This is a genomic window from Rothia sp. HC945, assembly GCF_051370785.1.
GTDB lineage: Bacteria > Actinomycetota > Actinomycetes > Actinomycetales > Micrococcaceae > Rothia.
On sequence record NZ_JBFCSN010000002.1, the window covers coordinates 78274 to 102628 of the forward strand.

Sequence of the window (24355 nt, forward strand, 5' to 3'; positions counted from 1 at the left end):
CAGTCAGTTCCTCACTGCGGGCGGTCATTCTGGGGGCCGACGGCGTAGACCGGCCCGGCGTCGAGTCTAGGACCATCGTGGACCGGGTCCAATTCGACAGAAGGCCCCGGCCGGGGATCCTCACAGGATCCCGACCGGGGCCTTCTCTCACGGCTACGCGGAGATTACTCCTCGTCGTCGCTCTGGGCGGCGGCGTCTTCCTCGGAAACCACCGGTGCCAGGGACAGCTTGCCGCGGTCGTCGATCTTGGTGATCTCGACCTGAACCTTCTGCCCGACACCGACGACGTCCTCGACCTCGGTCACGCGCTTGCCGTCATTGAGCTTGCGCAGTTCCGAAATGTGCAGGAGGCCGTCCTTGCCCGGGGTCAGGGAGACGAAGGCACCGAAGGTCGTGGTCTTGACGACCGTTCCCAGGTAGCGTTCGCCGACCTCGGGGACCTGCGGGTTCGCGATGGCGTTGATCGCGGAGCGTGCAGCCTCGGCCGACGGTCCGTCGACGGCGCCGATGTACACGGTCCCGTCGTCCTCGATCGTGATGTCCGCGCCGGTGTCCTCCTGGATCTGGTTGATCATCTTGCCCTTCGGGCCGATGACCTCACCGATCTTGGACACGGGCACGTGCACGCTGATGATGCGCGGGGCAAATTCGCTCATCTCGTCAGGCTGGTCGATCGCGGAGGTCAGCACATCGAGGATGTGCAGCCGCGCCTCGCGGGCCTGCTTGAGCGCAGCACCCAGCACCGAGGCGGGAATTCCGTCGAGCTTGGTGTCGAGCTGGATCGCGGTCACGAACTCGGACGTGCCGGCGACCTTGAAGTCCATGTCGCCGAGAGCGTCTTCGGCCCCGAGGATGTCGGTCAGCGCGGCGTATCGCGTCTCGCCGTCGACCTCGTCCGAAACCAGGCCCATCGCGATGCCCGCGACGGGTGCACGCAACGGAACACCGGCGTTGAGCAGCGACAGGGTCGATGCGCACACGGAGCCCATCGACGTCGAGCCGTTCGATCCGAGCGCCTCCGAGACCTGACGGATCGCGTACGGGAACTCCTCGCGGGACGGCAGAACCGGGGTGATGGCCCGCTCAGCGAGGGCACCGTGCCCGATTTCGCGCCGCTTCGGGGAACCGACACGACCGGTCTCGCCCGTGGAGTAGGGCGGGAAGTTGTAGTGGTGGATGTAGCGCTTCGACTTGACCGGGGAGAGGGAGTCGATCTGCTGCTCCAGTTTGAGCATGTTCAACGTGGTCACACCCATGATCTGGGTTTCGCCGCGCTCGAAGATCGCGGATCCGTGCACGCGCGGCAGGACCTCGACCTCCGCGGTGAGCTGCCGAATGTCGGTCAGCCCGCGGCCGTCGATACGCACCTGATCGGTCAGGATCCGCTGGCGCACCGTCTGCTTGGTCAGAGCGTTGAAAGCCCCGTTGACCTCGTCCAGACGCCCTTCGAATTCCTTGCCCTCACCGGCGAGCTCCTCGGCGATCTCCTTCTGCAGGTCCTCGGAAGCGATCTCCCGGTCCTGCTTGCCGGCGATGGAGTAGACGTCCTTGATCTTGCCGGAGAACTTGGATTCCACGGCGTGGGCGACGTCGTCACCGTAGCCGCCGAAGCGCTCGATCTCCATGGTCGGCTTGCCGGCGCGCTCGGCCAGGTCCGACTGGGCGTCGCACAGGGCCTTGATGAACGGCTTGGACGCCTCGAGACCCTCGGCCACGATGTCCTCGGTCGGAGCGGCGGCACCGGACTGGACCAGGTCCCACGACTTGTCGGTGGCCTCGGCCTCGACCATCATGATCGCGACGTCCTCGGTTCCGTCCGACTTGGTCACCACGCGACCGGCCACGGCCATGTCGAAGACCGCGTTCTCGAGCTGCGAGTGCTTGGGGAAAGCAACCCACTGCCCGTCAATCAGGGCGATGCGGATTCCGCCGACCGGCCCCTGGAACGGGAGACCGGACAGGGTCGTGGACATCGACGCGGCGTTGATCGCCACGGTGTTGTAGATTTCGTCCGGGTCGATCGTCAGCACGGTGACGACGACCTGCACCTCGTTGCGGATGCCCTTGGCGAAGGCCGGGCGCAACGGGCGGTCGATCAGGCGGCACGCCAGGACCGCGTCCGTCGAGGGGCGTCCCTCACGACGGAAGAACGACCCGGGGATGCGGCCCGCTGCGTACATGCGCTCTTCGACGTCGACCGTCAGCGGAAAGAAGTCGAAGCCTTCGCGCGGGTGCTTGCCGACGGCGGTGGCCGACAGCATGCTGGTGTCCTCGTCGATCGAGACGAATGCGGATCCGGCTGCCTGCTTGGCCAGCCGACCGGTTTCGAAGCGCACGGTGCGCTTGCCGAACTTGCCATTGTCGATAATGGCTTCTGCGAATTGAATCTCGGGACCCTCCAAGGGTCACCTCCGTTTCTGTTCTTCGCGCGGGCCCGCCTCGACTCGGTCTTCGATCGAGGCCCACGGATGTGTCATCCGGGGGCCACTACCGAGGACCGCAAGGAGAGGCTGGGCCTCGCACGGTGTTTTCTCGTTGTTCCCGGCTCACGCCGGGCACCTCGCCGTTTCGTGGTGAACAGCGAGAGGGCGGCGCTGCCGTCCGGTCACCAGTCTCCCATGTCAGAAAGCCGGATTCCGGAAGGCGGCGCCGCCCCTCGCATTTGTCGTCCTTATCGGCGGATTCCGAGACGCTGGATCAGCGTACGGTAGCGCTCGATATCGATCCGACGCAGGTAGCCGAGCATGTTGCGGCGGCGACCGACGAGGATCATGAGACCACGACGCGAGTGGTGGTCGTGCTTGTGGAACTTGAGGTGCTCCGTCAGGTCGCTGATGCGACGAGTCAGAACCGCAACCTGGACCTCGGGCGAACCCGTGTCGCCCTCGTGGGTTGCGTACTCCTTGATGATTTCCTGCTTGACAGCGGGATCCAGTGCCACTGAATTAACTCCTAGAGTCAGTGCCGTGAACGGCCCGATACGGCGAATGCCGCCGGGAACCCCGGAACACCGCGGACAGTCCCGGGCGGGCTGAGCCGCCTGAGGATCACGTGTTCGGGGCGACTGGCAACCACGGACTGCAGCCAGACGTGCTCCCCAGTCTAACGGATCGAGTCCTCCGCCGGAAGATTGCCTCGTCGCGGACCTCCGTGGCCGAGTGTGAGACGTGCTACGCGGCGTGCAACGATGGTGCCATGATCGACTTCTCCCGAGCGGCCGACGTCGTGGCCGAGCACCTGCTCGGTGCCGTGATCCATCGAGGTTCCGTCGCGATCCGACTGACCGAGGTCGAGGCGTACCTCGGAACATCCGATCCCGCGTCCCACGCGCACAAGGGCCCCACCCCTCGGTGCGCGACCATGTTCGGCGAACCGAGCCATCTCTATGTCTACGCCTCCTACGGGATTCACCGGGCCGGCAATCTGGTCTGTTCGCCGGACGGCACGGCCTCCGGTTGCCTCATGCGTGCCGGCGAGGTCCTGTCGGGCCACGAGGAGGTCCGTCGACGTCGCGGCCTCGCCTCCACGGACGCGAACCTGGCTCGCGGTCCGGGAAATTTGGGTTCTGCCCTCGGCCTGGATCTGGTGGACAACGGAAGCCCCGTCCATCAGGTGCACTCCGGTGCGGCGGACGAGGCCCCGAGCGACGGGTTCTGGATCGAGCCCGCCCGCTCCCCCGTTGAGTTCGTGCGCGGACGCCGCATTGGCATCAGCAAGAACGTCGACGCTCCCCTGAGGTTCTGGATCCCGGACGATCCGACGGTGACCTCACCCCGATCCCGACGCACGGCCCTCCTCCCGACCCGGGCCCCGGGCGCCGAGTAGGGAGTCAGGCCGCGAACTGTTCCGCCTCGTAGGCCTCGACGGCGCGTGCGAGCCGGGTGACACCCTCGACGATCTCGCTCTCCGCGTTGGTCACGAAGGAAATTCGCATGGTGTTCCGGATACTCGTGTCGACGTGGAAAGAACTGCCGGGGACGAAACCGACGCCTTCCCGCATCGCGTACGGCAGGAGTGCATCCGTGTCGTATGCCTCGGGAAGCTCTGCCCACAGGAACATTCCGCCCGACGGCGACGTCACATGCGTGCCTTCGGGCAGGGCCCGGGGCAACTCACGGACCATGGTCCGCAGCCTCTGGCCGTACACCTCGAGCTTTTCCGCATCCGACTGGTGCGTCTCCGGGTGGGCCAGGTAGTGAGCGGCCGCGTACTGGTCGACCGTCGAACTGTGCAGGTCGATCGCCTGTTTGCCCACGATCAGTGCGTCGCGGACCGATGCGGGCACGCGAGCCCACCCGAGCCGGATTCCGGGGGCGACCGATTTGGACAGCGTCTGCAGCAGGGCGGTCTGTTCGGCCATGCCCTCGATCGCGCAGATCGGCTCGAGGTGCTCCCCGGAGTAACGCAGGCTCGAGTACGGGTCGTCCTCGATGAGCATGGTCCGGGTCCTGAGCAGAATATCCGCCACGTCCCGACGTCGCTGGGCCGGCATGGTCCGTCCGCTCGGGTTCTGGTAACTCGGGATGAGGTACACGAGCTTGGGTCGGTGCAGTTCGATGGCTTTCTCGAGCGCCTCGGGAACCACTCCGTCGTCGTCGCAGTCGACGGCGACGAAGTGCGCGCCCGCGAGCCCGAAGGTCTGGAGCGCGGCGAGGTAGGTCGGGTCCTCGACCAAGATCACGTCGCCTTGGTCGATCATGACCTGCCCCATCAGGGTCAGCCCTTGCTGGGACCCGGTGGTCACGAGCACGTCCCCGGCCTGGGAGGGAATGCCTTCGTCGGTCAGGTTGGCCGCGATGATCTCCCGCAGTTCGAGTTCACCGTCGCTCGAGGAGTACTGGAGAGCACGATCAGGCCGGGACAGGGCTGCATCGTAGGCGGACCTGATGGCATCGAGATCGAAGTAGGCCGGGTCGGGCACGCCACCGGCGAAAGAAATGACGCCGGGACGGCTGACCAGATCGAGAAGGGCCCTGACCGGGGAATCCTCCGTATCGGAGAAATTGTGCGCGAGGCGTGGGGTGAATTCGTGCTGTCCCGTTGTCATGGTCCTTACTTTCCGCGTGTCATCTGCATTGGTCGGTGCCTCACATTCTGCTCCGGGCGCGAGGCGTCCCCGGGACCTCAGCGCTCGGCGAGCCGTGCGGCCACCACGAAAATCCGGCGGAACGGCAGGACGGTGCCGCAAGACTCGGCCGGGTAGGCCTCGCGCAGCGCAGCCTTGTACTCCTCGACGAACGCGGACTTCTCCGGCTCGGGAAGAGCATTGAGCACCGGGCGCGCGCCGGTCGATGAAATCCACCGGAACACGGCGTCCTCCCCCGGCAGGACATGCAAGTAGGTCGTTTCCCACGCATCCACCGACCATCCCGGTCGGGACAGGACGGAGAGATACTCCCGTGCTCCGATCACGGTGTCGCGGAGCTTCTCGGTCAGGTGAGGCGCATAGGCAGGCTGCGCGGCCGTCTCCCGGAGGAGGGTGTGCGAGGGGGCATCGAAGTTGCCGGGGACCTGGAAAGCGAAGACGCCGCCCTCAGGAACGAGATCGGCAACTTCGGGCAGCCAGTCCAGGTGTCCATCGACCCACTGGAACAGCGCATTGGAGACGATGAGCCGAGGCTCCGCGTGCGTCCAGCCGTTCTCCTGCCGCGCCCTCAGCCAGTCCAGGACGTCCGAGTGCTCGTAATCCGCTCCGGGGGCCCCGGCCGCCCGGGCGGCGTCGATCATGTCCTGACTGCTGTCCACGCCGTGCACGACGGCCTCGGGCCAGATCTGCTGGATCACCGGCACGTCATTGCCGGGTCCGCACCCGAGATCGACGACGCTTTCGGCCCGGGACAAGGGCACGCGGCGCAGGAGATCGGTCAGCGGCCGGGATCTCTGGTCGCCGAACTCGAGATAGCTCTCGGGGTTCCAGCGCGTGCATTCCGACCCCGTGGCGGGAGTCGGATTCGCGTGACTCACCGCCCGGTCCCCCGGCCCTTGCCGAGGTCCCGCCCCAGAACGGCCGACGCCGCACCGGTTGCCGCGGTCACGGCGAAGACGCTGGGCCACGCGCCGATCTTCTTGGCGAGCGGATGAGAGAGGCCGAAGGACAGGACATAGACGCCGGTGAGCGCGGCGGCCGTGCCGGTCCCCGCGTTCGCCTTCCACCCGCGGAAGGCGGCCACACCCGCGGCGGCCAGGACTGCCCCGCCCAAGGGGCGATTTCCGGTCGAGCGAGCCACCTTGTATCCGCCGAGCAATCCGGCCGTAGAGAAGAGCGTGGGGGCAAGAGCGGACATATTGGGCCACCTTTCCTGGGAGGAAAACTATCTTTTCCGGTATAGCGCACGCCCAGGCCCTTCTCCAAAGCGGGAACGCCTGGTCATTCGATCCTTACCTCGGTGAACCGAGTCAGGCCTTGATCCAGCGCGGGAAACTCCGCTCGCAGGGCCTCTCCCGCGCGTCGCACTCGCTGTCGGGTGACTTCGGCGATGGTCCCGAATTCCCTCGCGACTTCCGGTTTTCGTCGGCCGTCGATGGGCTCGTCCAGCTGAACCAGCACGCAGGACCTGTGGCCGCCGTCCTCCGCGTTCTGTCTCATGACGGCGTGGCCCGTGGTTCCTGATCCAGCGAAGAAGTCGAGCACCATTGCGTCCTTGTCCGCCGAGACCTGCAGCAGGCGTCGGATCAGCCGCACCGGCTTGGGCGTTTCGAAGACCGCCGTGGTCCCGAAGAGGGCCTTGAGCTCGGCCCGGGCAGTGTGGGTGTGGCCGGCGACGTCGCGCGTCCACAGCGTTGTGGGAACCATGCCGTCCTGGACTTCCGAGAGGTACCTCTTGAGCTGCGGGGACCGGGTCCCGTCCGCGCCCCAGTAGATGCGCCCGTTCTCGATCAACCTGTCCATCGACGCTCGGTCATACCCCCAGCACCTCCCCGCCGGCGGGCGATGCTCGGTACCGGTCAACGGGTTGACCAGGGGGTAGTCGTTGGCCGGGTGGTAGGTACGCACGGAGAGGTCACTGGCTCGGTACGGTCCACGACCGTCCGCGTCGTCGTGACGGTACGGCCGATTCGCGGACTCGCTGCGGGGCAGGAGCCTTCTGCGGAAGGCCGGGGATGCCGAGTACAGCATCACGTAGTCGTGGACGACCGAGAAAGATCGGCAATCGTTCGCAGGCGCATACTTCTTCTCCCACACGATGGTCGCGCAGTGATTCTCCTCCCCGAATACCTCGTCCAGGAGCATCCTGAGACGGGGTGCCTCGACGTCGTCGATCGACACCGCGATCACGCCGGTCGGCGCCATCAGTTCACGGGCGAGGTGCAGTCTCGGGTACATCAGGTCCAGCCACAGGGAATGTCGCCGCCCCGCACTCTTCCCCGCCGACGCGCCCCGGCCCCGACTGCCGACCAGTCCTGCGGCTCGGTCTTCTTCTGCTTGTGGTCTGTGGAAGTTGTCCCTGTAGTCGGCGGTCGTTCCACCGTTGTACGGCGGATCGATGCAGACGACGTCGAAGGAGGCCAGGTGCGTTCTCTTCAGGATCTTGAGGGCCTCCAGGCTGTCCCCTTCGATCACCAGATTCTGGCGAATCGACACCGGTTCGATCTCTCGACCGTCCATGGACACGAACCGGGACTGCGTCGGGGCCTCCGCGAGACATCGCGCAGCCCGCTTCCCCGGCCAGGTCAGCCCATAGGTTTCGGAGGGCTCCGCCCACGGCCCTGACCGAACGGGCCACCCCTCAGGCCCCGATAATCCTGCGCTCGGATCCATTGCGTCCCCCACCCCATGCCGAGTACACTTTGCATCATCGAGGATATCGGAGTTTGCCAAGTGTACTTGGTAGACCAGAATCGAGCGCGCTCGGATTCTGGATCAATGACTTCAGACTCCCTTGATCGCCAGACGGCACAGCGCCTCGGGAGCCTCCTGCAATCACATCGTGCGGACCTCGGTATCACCCAGGAGAAGGTCGCACTCGCGGCGGGCATATCACGCCAGCACTATCAGCAGATGGAGTACGGTTACAGCGATCGCGCAACCCGGAATCCATCCAATCCGAAGTTGCGTTCCCTGATGAGCGTCGTCGCGATCCTCGAGATCCCGCGCGAAGAAGTGCTCAAGGCCCTGTGGCCCGACGAAACGGATGACGGCGTCGACGAGTGAGCGAGGGGCGACCCTGACTTAACGTGCACATGTGCGCAACAATTGATGCATGCAGAAGATGAACGTCGAATCCTTCAACCTGGACCACACCAAGGTCGCGGCACCGTACGTGCGTATCGCAGACCGGAAAGAACTTCCCGGCGGTGACACCCTCATCAAATACGATGTCCGCTTCGCCCAGCCGAATCAGGGGCACCTCGACATGCCGGTCGTCCACTCGATCGAGCACCTGACCGCCGAGCACATGCGCAACCACACCGATGCGCTCATCGATTTCTCGCCCATGGGATGCCAAACGGGCTTCTACGCTCTGACGCTCGGCCTCGAACCGGACGAGTTCCTGACCGTGCTCGAGAAGACCTTCCGGGACATTCTGGGTGCGAGCGAGGTGCCCGCGGCCAACGAGACCCAGTGCGGCTGGGGCAGCAACCACACCCTGTCCGGGGCCCAGGGCGCCGTCTCCGATTTCCTCGAACAGCGTGACGCCTGGGGCGAGGTGTACGCGTGAGCCCCCAACCGGTGGCGCCGCTCTCCCCCGAAGTTCGTGAAGAGGTGGACGGCGGCGTGGTGGTGCAGGTGGCCATGGACGAAGAGGCCGCCCCCTTCCTCGACTCCTGCCAGCGCATCGGGCCCGACGTCGAGTTCGGCCGTGCGCGGTACTCCCCGCTCAGCCATGAAGGGCGGTCCATCCTTCTGGTCAGGTCCGGCATCGGGCTGGTCAATGCTGCGAGCGCCGCGACCACGGCGATTGCGGCGTCGGGTCCCCGTGCTGTCTTCTCGGCCGGCAGCGCGGGCGGGCTCCGGCAGGACGTCGAGGTCGGCGACCTCGCGGTGGGCGATTCCTACACGTTCACGGACGCGGATGCGACGGCCTTCGGATACGAACGCGGCCAGGTCCCCGGGATGCCGGTCGACTACGCACCCCACGGTGGGCTCCTCGACGCCGCCCGGAGACTCGTGGCGGAAGACGGAACCCATCACGTCGGCCAGATGCTCGCGGGCGGATCGTTTGTGACGCAGAGTAACGTCAAGGACACCCGCGAAGCCTTCCCGCACGCGGTCACGACCGACATGGAGACCACGGCGATCGCACAGGTTTGCACGAGCCACAACGTCCCGTTCCTGTCCGTGCGAGGTGTGTCCGACCTGTGCGGGCCGGCCGCCGACCAGGACTTCCATATGTCCGTGGAGATCGTCGCACGCAGGTCGGCCGACGCCGTCCTCGCCGTGATCAGAGCGACCGACGGCGTCCCCGCGTAAACTCGCCACAGCAGACGACCACAGAATTCAGGAGACCACGATGCACACCCACACGCTGCGCGACGGCCACGAGATCCCGGCCGTCGGGTTCGGAACCTACCCGATGTCCGACGCCGAAGCCGAGGCGAACGTTGCCGAGGCCATCAGGCGCGGACACCGCTTGATCGACACCGCAGCCCAATACGGCAACGAGAAGGGTGTTGGACGCGGCGTCAGCAATTCCGGCGTCGATCGCGAGGAGATCTTCGTGACGACCAAGCTCGCCGGAAAAGATCACGGATACGAGCCCACCATTGCCGCGGCCAAGGAGTCCTTGCGGACCATGGGCCTGGATTACCTGGACCTTTACCTCATTCACTGGCCGAATCCGTCGGTGGATCTGTACGTCGAGTCGTGGAAGGCCATGATCGCGTTGAAGGAGGAGGGTCTGGTGCGCTCGATCGGCACGTCCAACTTCCTGCCCGAACACATTGACCGTCTCGGAGAAGAGACCAGCGAGATCCCGGTGGTCAACCAGATCGAGCTCCAGGTCCGCGAGCAGCAGGAGAAGTGGCGGGCATACCACGAGAAGAAAAAGATCGTGACCCAGGCATGGTCTCCCCTCGGGCGCATGCAGGGACTGGATGAGACTCCCGAACTCGGTGACATCGCCGACACCCTTGGGGTCACTCCCGCGCAGGTGGTTCTGCGGTGGATGGTCCAGAACAAGATCGTGCCGATCCCCAAGACGTCGACGCCGGAGCGCATGGAGCAGAATCTGAACGTCTTCGACTGGGAGCTCAGCCCTGAGCAGATGGAGGTCATCAAACGCCTCCATACGGGCATTGCCTACAAGGGATTCGACCCTCGCAAGCACGAGGAATTCTAGGCTCGTGAGCGAGCACTGGGCCCCGGAGAGTAGTCATCTCTCCGGGGCCCAGTGCTCTCGTCTGCCGGGGTTGGCTCGACCGGGTTGACCCAGCAGGTTTTGCGCGCTTGGTGTCCTGGGCGCCGTATTCCTGCACTCCGGCCGGCCGTTACGGCGCCCGTGTGGTTCAGGTCATTCGGGATCGTATCCCAGGGCCCGCCAGGCGTCGTCGACGTCCTTGGTCATCTGGCGGATGAGAGCGTCCATCCCCTCGTAAGCAACCATGGACCTCAGGTGCGCCACGAACTCCAGGATGACGTTCTGCCCGTAGAGGTCGAAGTCCTCGACCTCCTCGTGAGGGCGACCCATGACGTGCGCCTCGACCTGCCGCGACACCCCTTCGAACGTGGGATTGGACCCCACGGAGATCGCCACGGGCCACCGTTGCTCGGTTTCGTCGTGGAGCCACCCCGCGTAGACGCCGTCGGCCGGAATCAAGCCGTCCGAATTCGATGCCATGTTGGCCGTAGGAAATCCGAGCTCGCGCCCCCGTGCCGCACCGTGAACCACTTCCCCCCGCATGCGGTGGTACCTGCCCAGCAAGTGCGCGGCCGAATCGACGTCGCCGGCGGCGAGCAGCTCCCTGATCCAGGTCGACGAGCATCGGCGGTGTTCGTCCTCGGCGTCCAGTTCGGTGAGATCGTTGTCGGTCGAGAGGTCCTCGACCACGGCCACCTCGAAGCCGTGTTCTTGTCCGAGCTGCTTCATCGCGTCGAGATCTCCCGAATTGTTGCGGCCGAAGCGGACATCGGCACCGATCACGACCTTCTTGGCGCCGAGGCCTTCGACGAACGTGGTGCGCACGAAGTCCTCGGGGGTCTCCTGCGCGAACTCGAGGGAATAGGGCAGCAGGACGAGCGCGTCCAGTCCCAACTCGTCGAGGAGATCCAGGCTGTCCCGCAAACCCATAATGGGGAAGTGCGGAACGTCCGGCCGGTGCACCAGGGCGGGGTGCGGGTCGAAAGAAATCGCGACGGCCCTGAGCCCGTCGGAGTGCGCCTCCGCCACGACGGTCCTGATGACCCGAGCATGGCCCCGGTGGACGCCGTCGAAATTCCCGATCGTCACCGCTGTGGGGCCGTATCCCTGCGGGATCTCGTCCAGGCTCCTGAAACAGTCCACGAATCTCCTCATACCAGACCGCGGCACGGTTCTCGAGCCGCGGCCATCAGTCTAGTCCTTGTGCCAGTGGGCCGCCGTCCGGCGACCACTGTTATGAACGCTTCTTACCCGCTTTCTTCGATTCGGCGGGCTGCGTGCCGCCCTGGGTCATCTCGCTGCGGATTCGATTCGCCTTGCGGATCCATGCGTGCCAGACCAGCAGGCACGGCGGGATCACGAGGTCCAGGACCATGAGCACGATCATGAGCGGGTGCGGCAGACCGAAGATTGCCCAGGAGAAGATCCGGCCGACTCCGCCGAGGAAGATCATGAGGCACACGAACCACAAGACGTTGGCCCACTTGAATTTGACGGCGATCGCCACGAATGCGGCACCAACGCCGCACAAGACTGCGGCGAGAGCCCCGTAGGAGGCGGCCACCGTGGCGCTCGAGCCGGTTGACTCACCGGGCAGGGACGCCGTCCCCGCGAAAATCTGCCACACGCCGTAGGCAATGATCACGAGCCCGTAGAGGGCGACGACGGCGCGGAACAAACCCCAATCCTGTTGCTTGCCCGGCTTACCACTCGACGTGGTCGTGGCCTGTCCCTGCGCCGCCTTGCCCTTTCCTCGGGTCTTCCGGGGGGAGTCGGCGGCGGATGTCGCCGCTCCGCGGGAGCCTTTCTGCGGGGCTCCGGGGCGATTCGGCCGGTCGGCAGACGGACGCTGGGACGCGGATGGTTGCGGCTGTCGTGGCTGTCCGGGCTGCTCCGGTTGCCGTGGCTGGCCTGAGGAGTGAGGCGCTTCCCAAGGACTCGTCGAACGGCCCTCGGGGCCCTTCGCGTTGTTTTCGGACGACGAGGGGTCGGTCATGATCGGCTCCGTTCGGGTAGATCGTCTCTTCCTGATACCACTCTAGGACCGCACGTCTCGGCGGGCACTTCAGCTCGCCGAGGGCACGCGACGTAACGGCCTGTTCCGGTACAACCACAACAACCCGATGATCGGCAGAACCAGGGGAACATAACCGTACCCGGAACCGAAGTGGGACCAGACCGAGGCCAAGGGGAACATGTCGGGCCGCACGTAGGAGAAGATGCCCACCGCAATCACCCCGAGCAATTCGATCAGGATGGCCCACACGGCAGACCAATAGGCACCGATGCCCTTTCGCGCCAGCGAGATCGTGGCGTAAACGTAAATCGCGGCCGCGACGCCGGAGAGCACGAAGGAGACCGGAGCCTCGTCGAATTTGGCAAGGATCTGGTAGAGCGCCCGCGCCCCCGCGGACAGGGAGAACAGGGCGTACACGGCGACCAGGATCATCCCGGGGCCCTTCGACTTGGCCGACGGGCCCGGGGTCTGCCGCGCGTCGTTCGCCTCGACGTCGTTCATGTCAGTCTTGACCTCTCTGGTGGGTCGGATGGTGGAGACTCAGTAGTAGTACCACAGCACGTTCATGCGTTGGACCATCACGATGATGATGGGACCGGCGACGGCCAGGACCAAAGTGGACCAGCGGGTCCGTTCCGTCATGGACCAAACGAAGGTTCCGGCCGGAATCAGCATCGCGGTCAGAAGGTAGCCGTAGTATTCCCAGGCATCGCCGGATGGGCCGTCGGTGATGGTCTGCATGACGATCGAGCCAATAAGGTAGACCACCAGAAAGGCCTCGAGAATCAGCACCGAGCCCTGGGACAGATCGTCCGTGGCCCGTCCGCGCAAAAATTGCACGAGGCACACGAGCGCGGATGCTGCACCGAGTACCAAGGCAATCCAGAACCACAGGTCGTAGCCCGCAATCACGCCTCTCCCCCATTTTCTCGGTCGATCGGAAACCGGGTGCCCGAAACGAAAACGAGATGCGGGACCCCGACCTGCTTGCCTTGGCGCCGCTGGTTCTGCACCAGGGCGACCAGGGTCCCGTCCGGAGCGAAGGCCGCCGTCAGTTCACGGGCAGGCACGATGTCGTCCGTGCGCCTGGCCCCGGAATCGTCGCTCCGATCCCCAGGGGGAACCGCGCGGTCGGGGCTCGGAGCGATCCAGCGACCGTTCGAGATGGCGGTGGCTTCTTCGTCGTCGAGGTCGCGGCGCAGGAAGAGCCGTTCCGCGGCGCGTTCGAGCGCCAAAATCGGTAGTGCCTCGCCGCGCTCGCTGGCGGTCGCGAGGTCTTCGAGCGTGGCCGCATCGTCGATCCCGACCTCCCCCACGCTCAGTCGCCGCAGACGGACCAGGTGGCCACCGACACCAAGGTGTTCACCTATGTCTCGGGCCAGGGCCCGCACGTAGGTACCTGAGCTGCAGGTCACCTCAACGTCCACGTCGATGACGGGCTGGGTTGCTTCTCCCTCGGGTGCGTGAGCTCGTCGAATACCGAGGACCTCAAAGGCGTGGATGGTCACGGGCCTGGCCTCGAGTTCGACCTCCTCGCCGGAACGCACCTTCGCATAGGATCTCACGCCGTTGATCTTGATCGCGGAAACCGCCGAGGGGACCTGCATGATCTCGCCCCTCAACTCACCGACCGCCGCATGCACCGCCGAGTCGGCAATCGCGGCGAGAACCGAATCCGACGCGTGGCTCGTCACTTCACCCTCCGCGTCATCGGTCAGCGTGCACTGCCCGAGGCGGATGGTCGCCGAATACGTCTTGGACTCGCCGCTGACCCAGGTCAACAGCTTGGTCGCTTTGTTGATGCCCAGGATCAGCACTCCCGTGGCCATCGGGTCCAGGGTTCCGGCGTGTCCGACGCGACGGGTACCGGCGATTCTTCGCATGCGGCCGACGACATCGTGACTCGTCATCCCCGCGGGCTTGTCCACCACGACGAGCCCCGAGGGCCCGTCCTGGCGCGAACGATCACGTGCCACTTACTCGGTGCCCTCCTGGGCCTCGCGCATCTGGGTGGTGCCCGAGTCTGGGTCGCAGTGGGCGCCCTTCCCGAAGTCCTCGTCGACCGGGTCGTAACCGTCCCGCATGCCCGCGAGGTCCGCGCGAGCCGCGTCCGTGTGCGGCGTGCTCTCCTGTTGTTCCGTCCCCTCCGGAGCGGCCTCATCGTCCCGACGGTACGGGTCGGCGTCGCCCGCGAAGGTCTTGCCTTCCGCCGCCTCGGCCAGTTCCGCATCACGGGCCCGGGCCTGTCGAAGGATGTCTTCGAGGTGGTTGGCGTTGACCGGGACCTCGTCCGGGACGAAAGTCAGCGTGGGAGTCAGGCGGGCCGTGATGTTCTTGCCCACCTCCGACCGGAGGATTCCCTTGGCGGATTCGAGAGCCGCACGGGTTCCGGCCTGTTCCTCCTCGGTTCCATAGACCGTGTAGTAGACGGTCGCGTGCTGAAGGTCGTTGGTGACCCTGGCATCCGTGACCGTGACGAAACCGAGACGCGGGTCCTTGACCCGGCGCTCGAGAGCCTGGGCCACGATGACCTTGATCCGGTCCGCCAAGCGAGCCGCACGAGCTGCGTCAGCCATGATCTCTCCTCAAGTCAGTGCGCCCCGCGAAGGGACGCTCGAAAAAGTGTGCTCCGTGAAGTACGGGCCGGTGTCCAGGTTACCCCTGGGCACCGGCCCGTGCTCGTCAGATCATCGATTGTGGATGACCGGATGCTCGCGCGAGATCAGTCGCGGGGCTTCTCCTGCATCTCCCACGTCTCGATCATGTCGCCTTCACGGATGTCGTTGAAGGATCCGAGCCCGATACCGCATTCGTATCCGTCGCGGACCTCAGTCGCGTCATCCTTGAACCGGCGGAGCGACTCGATGGTCAGCGAGTCGGAGACCACCGTGCCGTCGCGCACCAGCCTGGCCTTCGCGTTGCGGCGAATGAGCCCGCTGCGCACGATCGAACCGGCAATGTTGCCCCACTTCGACGAACGGAAGACCTCGCGGACCTCCGCCGAGCCGAGGTCGACTTCCTCGTACTCGGGCTTGAGCATTCCCTTGAGGGCCTGCTCGACCTCGTCGATGGCCTGGTAGATGACGCTGTAGAACTTCATCTCCACGCCCTCGCGGTCGGCGAGTTCCGTGACTCGCTCTGCCGGACGGACGTTGAATCCGATGATGATCGCGTTGTCGACCGTGGCCAGGTTGACGTCGTTCTGGGTGATGGCACCGACGCCGCGGTGGATCACGCGCAGTTGCACCTCGTCGCCGTCGCCCACCTCGATCTTGAGCAACGAGTCCTCCAGAGCCTCGACGGCACCGGAGACGTCACCCTTGATGATGAGGTTGAGCGTGTCCATCTTGCCCTGGGCCACGGCCTCGTCGAAGGATTCGAGCGTGACGCGCTTGCGACGCTTGGCCAGCTGAGCATTGCGGTCCGCAGCCTCGCGCTTCTCGGCGATCTGGCGTGCGGTCCGTTCCTCCTGGGTCGAGAGGAAGGTGTCGCCCGCACGGGGAACCGTGGACAGGCCCAGGACCTGGACGGGCCGGGACGGACCGGCTTCGCTGACGCTCTGACCGTTCTCGTCGAACATCGCACGAACCCTGCCGTGGGCCACGCCCGCGACGATGCTGTCGCCAACATGCAACGTACCCGACTGGACGAGGACGGTGCACACCGCGCCGCGGCCCTTGTCCAGGTTCGCTTCGATGGCGACGCCGCGAGCTTCCTTGTCCGGGTTGGCCTGGAGCTCGAGGGCCCCGTCCGCGGTCAGGCAGATGGCATCGAGCAGGTCCTCGATGTTTTGGTGCTGACGTGCCGAAACGTCGACGAACATCGTGTCGCCGCCGTATTCCTCGGGGACCAGACCGTATTCGGCCAGCTGACCACGGATCTTGTCCGCGTTCGCGCCCTCTTTGTCGATCTTGTTGACCGCGACGACGATCGGCACGTCCGCCGCCTGGGCGTGGTTCAACGCCTCGACGGTCTGGGGCATGACGCCGTCGTCCGCGGCAACCACGAGCACGGCGATGTCGGTGACCTTGGCACCACGGGCACGCATGGCGGTGAACGCCTCGTGACCCGGGGTATCGATGAAGGTGATGAGCCGGTCTTCGTCGTCCACGGTGGTGGTGATCTGGTAGGCACCGATGTGCTGCGTGATGCCACCGGCCTCGCCTTCGATCACGTTGGTGTGGCGAATCGCGTCGAGCAGGCGGGTCTTGCCGTGGTCGACGTGACCCATCACGGTGACTACCGGAGGACGTGCCTCGAGCTGTTCATCCGTCTCTGCCTCACGCTCGGCGTCGAGATTGATGTCGAAGGATTCGAGCAGCTCGCGCTCCTCGTCCTCAGGCGAGACGATCTGGATCTTGTAGCCCAGCTCGGCGCCCAGGAGCTCGAAGGTGTCCTGGTCCAGCGACTGGGTCTGCGTGGCCATTTCACCAAGGTGGATGAGCACGGTCACCAACGCTGCGGGGTTCGCATTGATCTTTTCCGCGAAGTCCATGACCGAGGAACCACGGCGCATACGGACGACCGTCTCGCCGTTGCCGCGAGGGACAACGACGCCGCCGGCCGTAGGAGCCTGCATCTGCTCCATCTCGTTCCGCTTTGCCTGCCTCGACTTGCGCTGCTTGCGCCGCGAGTTTCCGCGTCCGAAGGCGCCCTGGGCGTTACCGCGTCCACGACCGCCGCCGCGCGGAGGCCCGCCGGCGCTGGGCCCGCCTCGGCGGGGACCGTTGCCGCCGCCGGGGCTTGCTCCACCGGGGCGACCGCCCACGTTGGACGGCATCTTGGCCGGCATCATGTTGGGGCTCGGTCGGTTGCCCGCGGGGGCCGCGGGCCTCGGAGCGTTACCGCGCTGCCCACCGGCACCGGCACCGGGACGAGGACCGCTTTGGCCCTGACCCGGGCGCGGGCCTCCCTGGCCCTGACCCTGACCTTGGCCGGGCCGCGGACCGCCGCGGCGGTTGCCGCCGTTGGCGCCCCTCATGCCCTGCTGGGAGCTGAAGGGGTTGTTGCCCGGACGGGGTGCACCGGGCTTCGGCGCATTGCCGCGTGCCGATGCGGGGCGGGGCCCCGGAGTCGGTGCGGAACCGGGCTTGGGCGCGGACGAGTCCGTGCGCATGCCCTGCTGCGACGTGTAGGGGTTGTTTCCGGGGCGTGCACCGGGCTTGGGTGCGCCCGGCTTCGGCGCACCGGGTTTGGTCGCCTGTGCCTTGGGCGTGTCTTCCTGAGGCGCCTGGTCCTCGGGCGCAGCAGGGGTCGGCTGTTCCTGACCGTTGTCCTTCGAAGCCTCGGGCTCGGCCTGACCCGTGGAAGCGTTCTGCTTCGGTTCGGCCTTGTTCGCGGCACCGGGCTTGGGCGTCGGCTTGCCCGCGGTCGCCGGCGTGGGGCCGGACGGCTTGGGTGCGCCCGGCTTCGGGGCATCCTTCTTCGGCGTCGTGGCCTCGGGCTCCGAGGGGGTCGATGCTTCCGGGGCCTTCGAACCGGTTTCGTTGCCGGTCGACTGCTTTTTGGGTGTCTGGCCTCCCTTTGCGGGGGCCTGCGCACGGTCCGCGAAGGCGGCGCGCAGTTTCTTCACCACGGGGGGTTCCACCGTGGACGATGCTCCCCGAACGAACTCGCCCAAGTCCTGAAGCTTGGCGATCGCTTCCTTCGAGGTGATGTTGAGCTCTTTCGCGAGCTCGTGAACGCGGGGCTTTGCCACATTACTCCTGTCTCGGTCTGCGCCGAAACAGGCACAAACCGCTTAATTCCGTATAAGGCTCTCGGCAACCACGCGGTTGCCTCGGGACTCGCCGTTGGCCGAGCACAGTGAAGTACTCATTGCGCGGCACTCATCGGGTTTCCATCGGCTTTCTACTCGCTTTCTTCAGGTGTACTCGCACCCGTTGATTGAGCTAGGGGGCGGTCCTCACGCGGATCACAGCGTTGCGGCACGGAGTCTTCCTCCGCGGCCCATTGGCGTTCGAGAGGTTTCGGATCCACGGGACACCGGAACGACCTGGCAAAGGCCTTCGTTCCGAGAGCCCGGTCCAAACACTGACGATCGGGATGCAACCAGGCTCCTCGCCCCTTCATGGACCGATTCCGGTCCAGGACGATCTCGCCCGTTCGATCTCCCTGCGCCCTCTGGAGGACCACACGAACTAGTGCGGTTCGATCATCGGAGCGTCGGCACCCTATGCACGTACGGATTCCGGGGGGAGAAGACAAAATCTCATCCCCTTCCGACCATTCGTGCTCATACCGGGCGTCGAGCGCAATCGATAACCGGAGTCCAGTGTATCCCCCGATGGTGTGTTTCCCCCAAAGATTGGCCGAAACACACCTCTAGCTGTGAGGATGCCCACACAAATGCGGAACGCTATTCGGCCGTGTGGGCTGCCCGAGCTTTGGACTCCGAGACGATGTCGATGCGCCAGTTGGTCAATTTGGCCGCCAGTCGGGCATTCTGCCCTTCCTTGCCGATCGCCAGGGACAGCTGGTCATCCGGGACGATCGCCCTGGCCTGGAACCTGCCCTGCGGATCGACCTCGACCGATGCGACCTTGGCCGGGCTCAGGGCGCCGGAAATATAGGCCGAGGGGTCCTCGGAGTAACTGACAATGTCGATCTTCTCGTTGTTCAGCTCGGAGGTGACGGCGCGGACTCGGGAACCCATTTCTCCAATGCACGAGCCCTTGGCATTGATGCCTTCTTGGGTTGCGCGAACCGCGATCTTGGTCCGATGCCCGGCCTCGCGGGCGATCGACATGATCTCGACCGACCCGTCTTCAATCTCCGGGACCTCGTGCTCGAAGAGGCGACGCACGAGATCCGGGTGGGACCGGGACAGAGTGATGGATGGTCCTTTGAAACCACGCCGGGCCTCGACCACGAAGGTCCGGATGCGCGCACCATGGGAATAGGTTTCGCCGGGCACCTGCTCGTGCGGGGGAAGCACCCCTTCCACGGTGCCCAGGTCGATCTGGACCATGTCGTTCCGTCCGCCCTGTTGGATCTGGCCGGAGACGAGCTGACCCTCACGATCACGGAAGTCGCCGAGAACCTGGTTGTCCTCCGCCTCGCGGAGGCGCTGGAAGATCACCTGACGCGCGGTGGCCGCCGCAATACGGCCGAAGTTCCGAGGCGTGTCGTCGAACTCCCCGATGACCTCGCCGTTCTCGTCGATCTCGGGCGCCACGATGCTCACGTGCCCGGTGTCCTGGTCCACCACGGCGCGGGCATTGCGGATCGCCCCGGCGTTCTTCTCGTAGGCCAGCAAGAGAGCGGACTCGATCATCCGGATCAGCTGATCGACGGGTATGTCGCGCTCCTTCTCCAGGAGGCGGAGGTTGCTCATGTCGATGTCCATTGCTGGCCTTTCCTTGCTCCATGTGCCAAAGCACCGGGACGCAATCGCGCCCCGGCACCCGGCTGGGCCCGGACCTGGTCCTGGTCGGCCCCTGCATTCCGACCTATTCTAGCCGGGATCCTTCAGTCACTGAACTCGACCTCGACCTGGGCGGAATTCACGTCCGAGATCGCGAGGTCCTCGGGCTCCAGGTATTTGGCAGGAACCCCCTTGGGTGTGTCCTTCTTGCGGGCGATGGTCGCGGTTGTCCCGTCGGTCTCCTCGAGGCGGCCAAGGAACGACTGGCCGTCGGACATCCTGATTCTCAGCAGACGCCCCCGCGAGCGCTTCCAGTGGCGGGGTTCGGTGAGGCGCCGAGTCGCCCCGGGCGAGGAGACCTCGAGCATGTAGGTTTCCTCGGGGTCCTGCTCGGTCCGGTCCAGCGCCTCAGAGACCGCGGTCGAAACCTCCGCGATCGTGTCGAGACCAACACTTCCCTCGTCGTCCTCCTGGAGATCGACGACGACCATCACCGTCTGGGTCCGCCCGGCCCCTCGACCGACCAATTCTTCGAGCACCAGCCCGAATTCGGCGACGACGGGTTCGACGACGCTGCGCAGGGCGTCGAGATCCAGAGTGTCCGACAGGGAATTGCGCGGGTGAGCCTGGTCGGAGTAGCCCGCGTCGGCCTTGGAACGCGCAATTCTGCGACGCTCGCGGGAATTGTTCTTGCCTGCACCTGTCTTGCGGTTCGAGCCGTTGTTGGCCAAGAGAACTCCTGTGATGGTCATGTCATGTCCTGCGTCCAGGGTACCGCGCCCAGAGGGCCCGGTGACGTGCCATGATGGTGAGTTGAGCCAGGAACCCGAAGCACCAGAGGAACCACAAACGCATGAAGACTGCAGCCGCCAAGACCCTGTTCGTGATCGTGTTGGTCGTTCTCCTGGTGCTCCTCGCAGCGTCGGCCTTCGTCTGGTGGCGGACGTCACACGGACAGAGCGGAGTCGATGCACAGCAGAAGGCGGCCGCCGAGCTGAAGACCCTCCGGGCCGGCATCGCGAGCTCAGGGGTCTCCGGGTTCCAGAAGGAGAATCTGGAGTCCGACGTGGAAGAACAGCTGGATGCCCTCAACCGCACGGCCGTCGACAAGGCCGAAGCGGACGATTCCCGCCGCCCTACCGATCTTCGCGGGCTGACCGATGAGATCACTCGCAGCTCGAAGACCGTCTACGACCTCGCCTCGACCGACGGCCTGAGCTCGGACGAATCCGCCACGCTCGTTTCGATCGCTGTGAACCAGTGGGGCACCGTCCAGCTGTTCAACGGTTCCCTGGGCGAGGTGGGTGATGCGTCGTCGACAGCGAGCGCCCAGCTGAAGGACATGACGGGTCTGGGGCAGAACCAGGCGTTGGACGCTACGGGGATGTGCCCGGCGATGTCCGACGAGGCCAAGGACAAGGCTTCGGCGGGGTCGGCCTCCGGGGATTCGAAGCGTGGTGCTTCGGAGGACTCCGAGGAGCTCTCCGACATCCTGACCGGTCTCTATTCATCTTCCTGGGCCGAGTCTTACTTCCAGGCCCGGGAAGACGTCGACGGCACCGCCGAGGCCACTGCTCAGCGGCTCGACGTCGCGGCCACGGTCCATTCTTCGCAACTCCAGCAGCTGCGCGCCGGACTGGACCAGGCCTGCGAGTCGGTCCCCCAGCCGCACGCGGCCTACGACCTTCCCGACGACACGAAGGATCCCGGAAAGGTCATGACCGGTCAGGCGGACCACCTGGCCCACGAATCGATCGCGCTGATCAGGACGCAGGACCCGGGCAAATCCGACGTCCACGGAACGAAGTCGTGGACGGCGTGGGGCGCGCGGTCACTGGCCTTGAATACGGTCGTGTCCTCCCAAGTCAGCGGGGACATCCCGGCCCTGCCGGGCATCTCCTGATCCTGCATTCGGCGCCTCGGCCCGCCGGCACAGGCCGCCGGGGCGAACATCGTGCGGCTAGTTCTTCCCGAGCACCAGCTCGTGCCACACGTCCCAACCGGTCTTGATGATCAGCACGGACACGACCGCCAGAAACACGACGCGGACGAACCCGTTTCCCTTGGCGACGGCACTCCGGGGCTCCGGTGTAGCCACCGGCCATGTTGGCCACGCCGAGGAGAAGACCGAGGGTCCACAGGATCGAACCGTGGAGACCGAAAAAAGCGAGCGCCCCGAGATTGGTCGCCATGTTGGCGACTTTGGCCTGCGCACTGGCCCTCAGAAAACTCTGCCCCAAGAGCGTGATCAGGCCGATGATCAGGAACGACCCGGTGCCTGGCCCGAGGACTCCGTCATAGAAGCCGATTACCAGCCCGAGGGCCGTCGAGCGCAACAACGCCGTGCGCTCGTTGGTCATCGGTTGGTGCAATTGGCCCGCGTCGGGGCGCAACACCGTGAATGCCGCAACGGCGACCAGAGCGAGCAGGATCACCGGTTTGAACACGGCTTGGGGCAGGGACGAGGCGACGATGGCCCCGCCGAAGCTCCCGCAGAAGGCCACCACGGCCATGGGCAACGAGGGCCTCAGGGGCGTCGTCGTACGCCGAAAGTAGGTGATCGCGCTCGTGCTCGTCCCGAAGAGGGATCCGAGCTTGTTCGTCGCGAGGGCTTGGACAGGAGTCATGCCCGGGACCATCAGCACGACGGGCAATTGGATCAGTCCGCCACCGCCGACGACGGCGTCAACCCATCCCGCCAGGAAGCCGCCGAGCAGCACCAGGACCAGGACTCCCGGGTCCAACGATTCGATTCCGGCCATTATGCGGCGGCGTCACGGCACCGGATGGTCAGGATCCCATCTCTCGTGTGAGTTCCTCGACCACCGACGAGATCTCGACCTCGCGGGATTCACCACTCGCGCGGTCCTTGATCTCCACGGTGCCGTCCTTGTAGCCACGACCCACGACCAGCACGGTCGGAACTCCGAGAAGCTCCGCATCACCGAATTTGACCCCGGGCGAGGTCTTGGGACGGTCGTCGAAGATCACCTCGAATCCTGCGGACTCGAGCTGGCCGACAATGCTCTCGGCGCCTTCCAAGATCTCCTCGCCCTTGCCGGCCGCCACCACGTGGACGTCGGCCGGGGCCAGGTTCCTCGGCCAGATCAGACCGCGTTCATCGTGGTTGGACTCCGCAATCGCGGCGAGCGCCCGCGTGACGCCGACCCCGTAGGAGCCCATCGTGACGGTCACGAGCTTTCCATTCGAGTCGAGAACTTTCAGGCCAAGGGCCTCGGCATATTTGCGTCCGAGGGCGAAAATGTGGCCCATTTCGATTCCGCGGGCGGTCTTCAACGGGCCGGAGCCGTCCGGGGCCGGATCGCCCGCGCGGACCTCGCACGCCTCCACGACGCCGTCCCAGGAGAAGTCCCGTCCGGCCACGAGGTCGAAGACGTGGCGGCCCTGCAGGTTCGCGCCCGTGATCCACGAAGTGCCGGGGACGACGCGGGGGTCGACGAAGTACGGGATTCCCGTGGTCGAATCGGCGCCAAGGGTCTGGGCGTCCAGGCTGAGGCCCGGTCCGATGTACCCCTTGACGAGCATCGGGTAGCTGCGCAGATCGGCGTCGTCCGCCTGGGTGACCTCAATCTCCCCACCGACCTCCAGCGCGTCGGCGAGGCTTACCTCCAGGCGCTTGAGGTCGACCGAACGGTTCCCCGGAATGCCGACGGCGACCATCTGCCTCTCGCCGCTCGGCAACACCACGGTGACCAACAGGTTTTTGAGGGTGTCCGCTGCGGTCCAGGACGCGTTCTCCCTCGGGTGCAGGGCGTTGGCCTGCGCCACAAGGGTATCGATCGTCGGGGAATCCGGCGTCTCCTCGACGTGGGCAGTCCGCAGACCTTCCGCGTCCATGGGGTCGGGAGCCACGGTCGTCACGGCCTCGACGTTGGCCGCGTACCCACCGTCGGAGCGGACGAAAGTGTCCTCGCCGATCGGGGTCGGGTGGAGGAATTCTTCGGATCGTGATCCGCCCATGGCTCCGGACTGGGCCTGGACGATCACGGTCTCGAGCCCCAAGCGTGCGAAGATCCGCTGGTAAGCAGCACGGTGCGCCTGATAGGCGTCCTCGAGTCCGTCCTCGTCCACGGTGAAGGAGTAGGAGTCCTTCATGATGAACTCGCGGCCGCGCAGGAGACCTGCCCGCGGACGGGCTTCGTCCCTGTACTTGGTCTGGATCTGGTACAAGGTGACCGGGAGGTCCTTGTACGAGGAATACATGTCCTTGACCAGGAGCGTGAACATTTCCTCGTGGGTCGGTGCCAGAAGGTAGTCGGCGTCCTTGCGATCCTTGAGCCGGAAGAGGTTGTCGCCGTACTCGGCCCACCGATTGGAGGTCTCGTACGGCTCCCTCGGGAGCAGCGCCGGGAAGTGGACCTCCTGGGCGCCGATCGCGTCCATTTCCTCGCGCACGATCGTCTCGACCTTGTTCAGCACCCGGAGCCCCAGCGGCAACCAGGAGTAGATTCCGGGTGCGGCCCTGCGAATATACCCGGCGCGCACCAGGAGTTTGTGGCTGTCCACGTCCGCGTCGACGGGATTCTCACGCAGGGTGCGGAGGAAGAGCGAGGAAAGGCGAATGGCCAACTATGGTGTCCGTTTCTCTGGAGTGCCGATTGTCTCCGACAAGTCTAAAGGAGCCGACCGCCTGGTACATACCGGCTCGGGCCT

At 65.6% G+C, this 24355-nt stretch carries 23 protein-coding genes and 1 pseudogene; 6 read left to right on the top strand and 18 right to left on the bottom strand.

All coding sequences use genetic code 11. The annotated features are described in order from the left end of the window. Positions 1 to 164 precede the first annotated feature (164 nt). Together AB0Y14_RS08920 and rpsO are read right to left on the bottom strand one after the other, a co-directional pair. Complete coding sequence (locus tag AB0Y14_RS08920; protein ID WP_436588917.1) at positions 165 to 2402, bottom strand: polyribonucleotide nucleotidyltransferase; 2238 nt, start codon at positions 2400 to 2402, stop codon at positions 165 to 167. 269 nt (positions 2403 to 2671) lie between these two features. Beyond that, positions 2672 to 2941, bottom strand: coding sequence for a 30S ribosomal protein S15 (gene rpsO / locus AB0Y14_RS08925; protein ID WP_436588918.1), 270 nt, complete (start codon positions 2939 to 2941; stop codon positions 2672 to 2674). Between the two features lie 254 nt (positions 2942 to 3195). On the opposite strand from rpsO, the gene AB0Y14_RS08930 reads away from it, so the two are divergent. Then, on the top strand, positions 3196 to 3825 hold the full coding sequence (locus AB0Y14_RS08930) for a DNA-3-methyladenine glycosylase (RefSeq protein WP_436588919.1): 630 nt from the start codon (positions 3196 to 3198) through the stop codon (positions 3823 to 3825). Positions 3826 to 3829: 4 nt separating this feature from the next. Here the strand turns inward: AB0Y14_RS08930 and AB0Y14_RS08935 are convergent, their stop codons facing one another. From AB0Y14_RS08935 to AB0Y14_RS08950, 4 genes are all read right to left on the bottom strand, one after another. Then, positions 3830 to 5047, bottom strand: coding sequence for a PLP-dependent aminotransferase family protein (locus AB0Y14_RS08935; protein ID WP_436588920.1), 1218 nt, complete (start codon positions 5045 to 5047; stop codon positions 3830 to 3832). Between the two features lie 77 nt (positions 5048 to 5124). Then, complete coding sequence (locus AB0Y14_RS08940) at positions 5125 to 5964, bottom strand: methyltransferase domain-containing protein (protein ID WP_436588921.1); 840 nt, start codon at positions 5962 to 5964, stop codon at positions 5125 to 5127. Next, positions 5961 to 6284 carry a hypothetical protein gene (locus tag AB0Y14_RS08945; RefSeq protein ID WP_436588922.1) on the bottom strand — a complete coding sequence of 108 codons (324 nt, stop codon included), beginning with the start codon at positions 6282 to 6284 and terminating at the stop codon, positions 5961 to 5963. Before AB0Y14_RS08945 ends, AB0Y14_RS08940 begins: the two co-directional genes overlap by 4 nt. Before the next feature lie 83 nt (positions 6285 to 6367). Further along, positions 6368 to 7582, bottom strand: a complete 1215-nt coding sequence (locus AB0Y14_RS08950; protein WP_436588923.1) for a site-specific DNA-methyltransferase — start codon at positions 7580 to 7582, stop codon at positions 6368 to 6370. Between the two features lie 282 nt (positions 7583 to 7864). Between AB0Y14_RS08950 and AB0Y14_RS08955 the strand changes: the two genes are divergently transcribed. From AB0Y14_RS08955 to AB0Y14_RS08970, 4 genes are read left to right on the top strand one after another with little or no spacing between them, the layout of a single operon-like run. Next, a complete protein-coding gene (locus AB0Y14_RS08955; RefSeq protein WP_436588924.1) occupies positions 7865 to 8152 on the top strand; it encodes a helix-turn-helix transcriptional regulator in 288 nt (95 codons plus the stop codon). 49 nt (positions 8153 to 8201) lie between these two features. Then, the gene (locus tag AB0Y14_RS08960; RefSeq protein WP_436588925.1) at positions 8202 to 8660 is read left to right on the top strand and encodes an S-ribosylhomocysteine lyase; all 459 of its coding nucleotides are present in this window, start codon (positions 8202 to 8204) and stop codon (positions 8658 to 8660) included. Further along, positions 8657 to 9412, top strand: coding sequence for a 5'-methylthioadenosine/S-adenosylhomocysteine nucleosidase (gene mtnN / locus AB0Y14_RS08965; RefSeq protein ID WP_436588926.1), 756 nt, complete (start codon positions 8657 to 8659; stop codon positions 9410 to 9412). The genes AB0Y14_RS08960 and mtnN overlap by 4 nt, the downstream gene beginning before the upstream one ends. 40 nt (positions 9413 to 9452) lie before the next feature. Then, positions 9453 to 10280: an aldo/keto reductase gene (locus AB0Y14_RS08970; protein ID WP_436588927.1), complete on the top strand. Its 828-nt coding sequence runs from the start codon at positions 9453 to 9455 to the stop codon at positions 10278 to 10280. 171 nt (positions 10281 to 10451) lie between these two features. Here the strand turns inward: AB0Y14_RS08970 and AB0Y14_RS08975 are convergent, their stop codons facing one another. The 10 genes from AB0Y14_RS08975 to rimP form a co-directional block, all read right to left on the bottom strand. Beyond that, positions 10452 to 11441: a bifunctional riboflavin kinase/FAD synthetase gene (locus AB0Y14_RS08975; protein ID WP_436588928.1), complete on the bottom strand. Its 990-nt coding sequence runs from the start codon at positions 11439 to 11441 to the stop codon at positions 10452 to 10454. 91 nt (positions 11442 to 11532) lie between these two features. Continuing rightward, positions 11533 to 12294: a DUF4345 domain-containing protein gene (locus tag AB0Y14_RS08980; RefSeq protein WP_436588929.1), complete on the bottom strand. Its 762-nt coding sequence runs from the start codon at positions 12292 to 12294 to the stop codon at positions 11533 to 11535. A gap of 69 nt (positions 12295 to 12363) precedes the next feature. Continuing rightward, positions 12364 to 12816, bottom strand: a complete 453-nt coding sequence (locus AB0Y14_RS08985; RefSeq protein WP_436588930.1) for a hypothetical protein — start codon at positions 12814 to 12816, stop codon at positions 12364 to 12366. A gap of 39 nt (positions 12817 to 12855) precedes the next feature. Further along, complete coding sequence (locus AB0Y14_RS08990) at positions 12856 to 13227, bottom strand: hypothetical protein (RefSeq protein WP_129315715.1); 372 nt, start codon at positions 13225 to 13227, stop codon at positions 12856 to 12858. Beyond that, positions 13224 to 14291 carry a tRNA pseudouridine(55) synthase TruB gene (gene truB, locus AB0Y14_RS08995; protein ID WP_436588931.1) on the bottom strand — a complete coding sequence of 356 codons (1068 nt, stop codon included), beginning with the start codon at positions 14289 to 14291 and terminating at the stop codon, positions 13224 to 13226. The genes AB0Y14_RS08990 and truB overlap by 4 nt, the downstream gene beginning before the upstream one ends. Next, the gene (gene rbfA / locus AB0Y14_RS09000; protein WP_436588932.1) at positions 14292 to 14891 is read right to left on the bottom strand and encodes a 30S ribosome-binding factor RbfA; all 600 of its coding nucleotides are present in this window, start codon (positions 14889 to 14891) and stop codon (positions 14292 to 14294) included. Between the two features lie 146 nt (positions 14892 to 15037). After that, positions 15038 to 18013 carry a translation initiation factor IF-2 gene (gene infB, locus AB0Y14_RS09005; protein WP_436588933.1) on the bottom strand — a complete coding sequence of 992 codons (2976 nt, stop codon included), beginning with the start codon at positions 18011 to 18013 and terminating at the stop codon, positions 15038 to 15040. Between the two features lie 152 nt (positions 18014 to 18165). Further along, positions 18166 to 18522 (bottom strand): YlxR family protein, encoded by a 357-nt coding sequence (locus AB0Y14_RS09010; RefSeq protein WP_436588934.1) that lies wholly within the window; start codon positions 18520 to 18522, stop codon positions 18166 to 18168. Positions 18523 to 18673: 151 nt separating this feature from the next. Then, on the bottom strand, positions 18674 to 19663 hold the full coding sequence (gene nusA, locus AB0Y14_RS09015; RefSeq protein WP_436588935.1) for a transcription termination factor NusA: 990 nt from the start codon (positions 19661 to 19663) through the stop codon (positions 18674 to 18676). Between the two features lie 122 nt (positions 19664 to 19785). Then, positions 19786 to 20433, bottom strand: coding sequence for a ribosome maturation factor RimP (gene rimP, locus AB0Y14_RS09020; protein ID WP_436588936.1), 648 nt, complete (start codon positions 20431 to 20433; stop codon positions 19786 to 19788). A 101-nt stretch (positions 20434 to 20534) separates the two neighbouring features. Here rimP and AB0Y14_RS09025 point away from each other — a divergent pair, with 101 nt between their 5' ends. Next, a complete protein-coding gene (locus tag AB0Y14_RS09025) occupies positions 20535 to 21584 on the top strand; it encodes a hypothetical protein (RefSeq protein WP_436588937.1) in 1050 nt (349 codons plus the stop codon). A 57-nt stretch (positions 21585 to 21641) separates the two neighbouring features. Here AB0Y14_RS09025 and AB0Y14_RS09030 read toward each other — a convergent pair. Both AB0Y14_RS09030 and AB0Y14_RS09035 read right to left on the bottom strand, forming a co-directional pair. Further along, positions 21642 to 22446, bottom strand: a pseudogene (locus AB0Y14_RS09030) (sulfite exporter TauE/SafE family protein). Positions 22447 to 22471: 25 nt separating this feature from the next. Beyond that, positions 22472 to 24271: a proline--tRNA ligase gene (locus AB0Y14_RS09035; protein ID WP_436588938.1), complete on the bottom strand. Its 1800-nt coding sequence runs from the start codon at positions 24269 to 24271 to the stop codon at positions 22472 to 22474. Positions 24272 to 24355 lie beyond the last annotated feature (84 nt).

Bases quoted from the DNA above. Each gene is read 5' to 3' on its own strand.
- AB0Y14_RS08930 (WP_436588919.1), top strand. From the start codon at position 3,196: ATGATCGACTTCTCCCGAGCGGCCGACGTCGTGGCCGAGCACCTGCTC.
- AB0Y14_RS08935 (WP_436588920.1), bottom strand. From the start codon at position 5,047: ATGACAACGGGACAGCACGAATTCACCCCACGCCTCGCGCACAATTTC.
- AB0Y14_RS08945 (WP_436588922.1), bottom strand. From the start codon at position 6,284: ATGTCCGCTCTTGCCCCCACGCTCTTCTCTACGGCCGGATTGCTCGGC.
- AB0Y14_RS08955 (WP_436588924.1), top strand. From the start codon at position 7,865: ATGACTTCAGACTCCCTTGATCGCCAGACGGCACAGCGCCTCGGGAGC.
- AB0Y14_RS08960 (WP_436588925.1), top strand. From the start codon at position 8,202: ATGCAGAAGATGAACGTCGAATCCTTCAACCTGGACCACACCAAGGTC.
- AB0Y14_RS08970 (WP_436588927.1), top strand. From the start codon at position 9,453: ATGCACACCCACACGCTGCGCGACGGCCACGAGATCCCGGCCGTCGGG.
- AB0Y14_RS08980 (WP_436588929.1), bottom strand. From the start codon at position 12,294: ATGACCGACCCCTCGTCGTCCGAAAACAACGCGAAGGGCCCCGAGGGC.
- AB0Y14_RS08985 (WP_436588930.1), bottom strand. From the start codon at position 12,816: ATGAACGACGTCGAGGCGAACGACGCGCGGCAGACCCCGGGCCCGTCG.
- rbfA (WP_436588932.1), bottom strand. From the start codon at position 14,891: ATGGCTGACGCAGCTCGTGCGGCTCGCTTGGCGGACCGGATCAAGGTC.
- nusA (WP_436588935.1), bottom strand. From the start codon at position 19,663: ATGGACATCGACATGAGCAACCTCCGCCTCCTGGAGAAGGAGCGCGAC.
- rimP (WP_436588936.1), bottom strand. From the start codon at position 20,433: ATGACCATCACAGGAGTTCTCTTGGCCAACAACGGCTCGAACCGCAAG.
- AB0Y14_RS09025 (WP_436588937.1), top strand. From the start codon at position 20,535: ATGAAGACTGCAGCCGCCAAGACCCTGTTCGTGATCGTGTTGGTCGTT.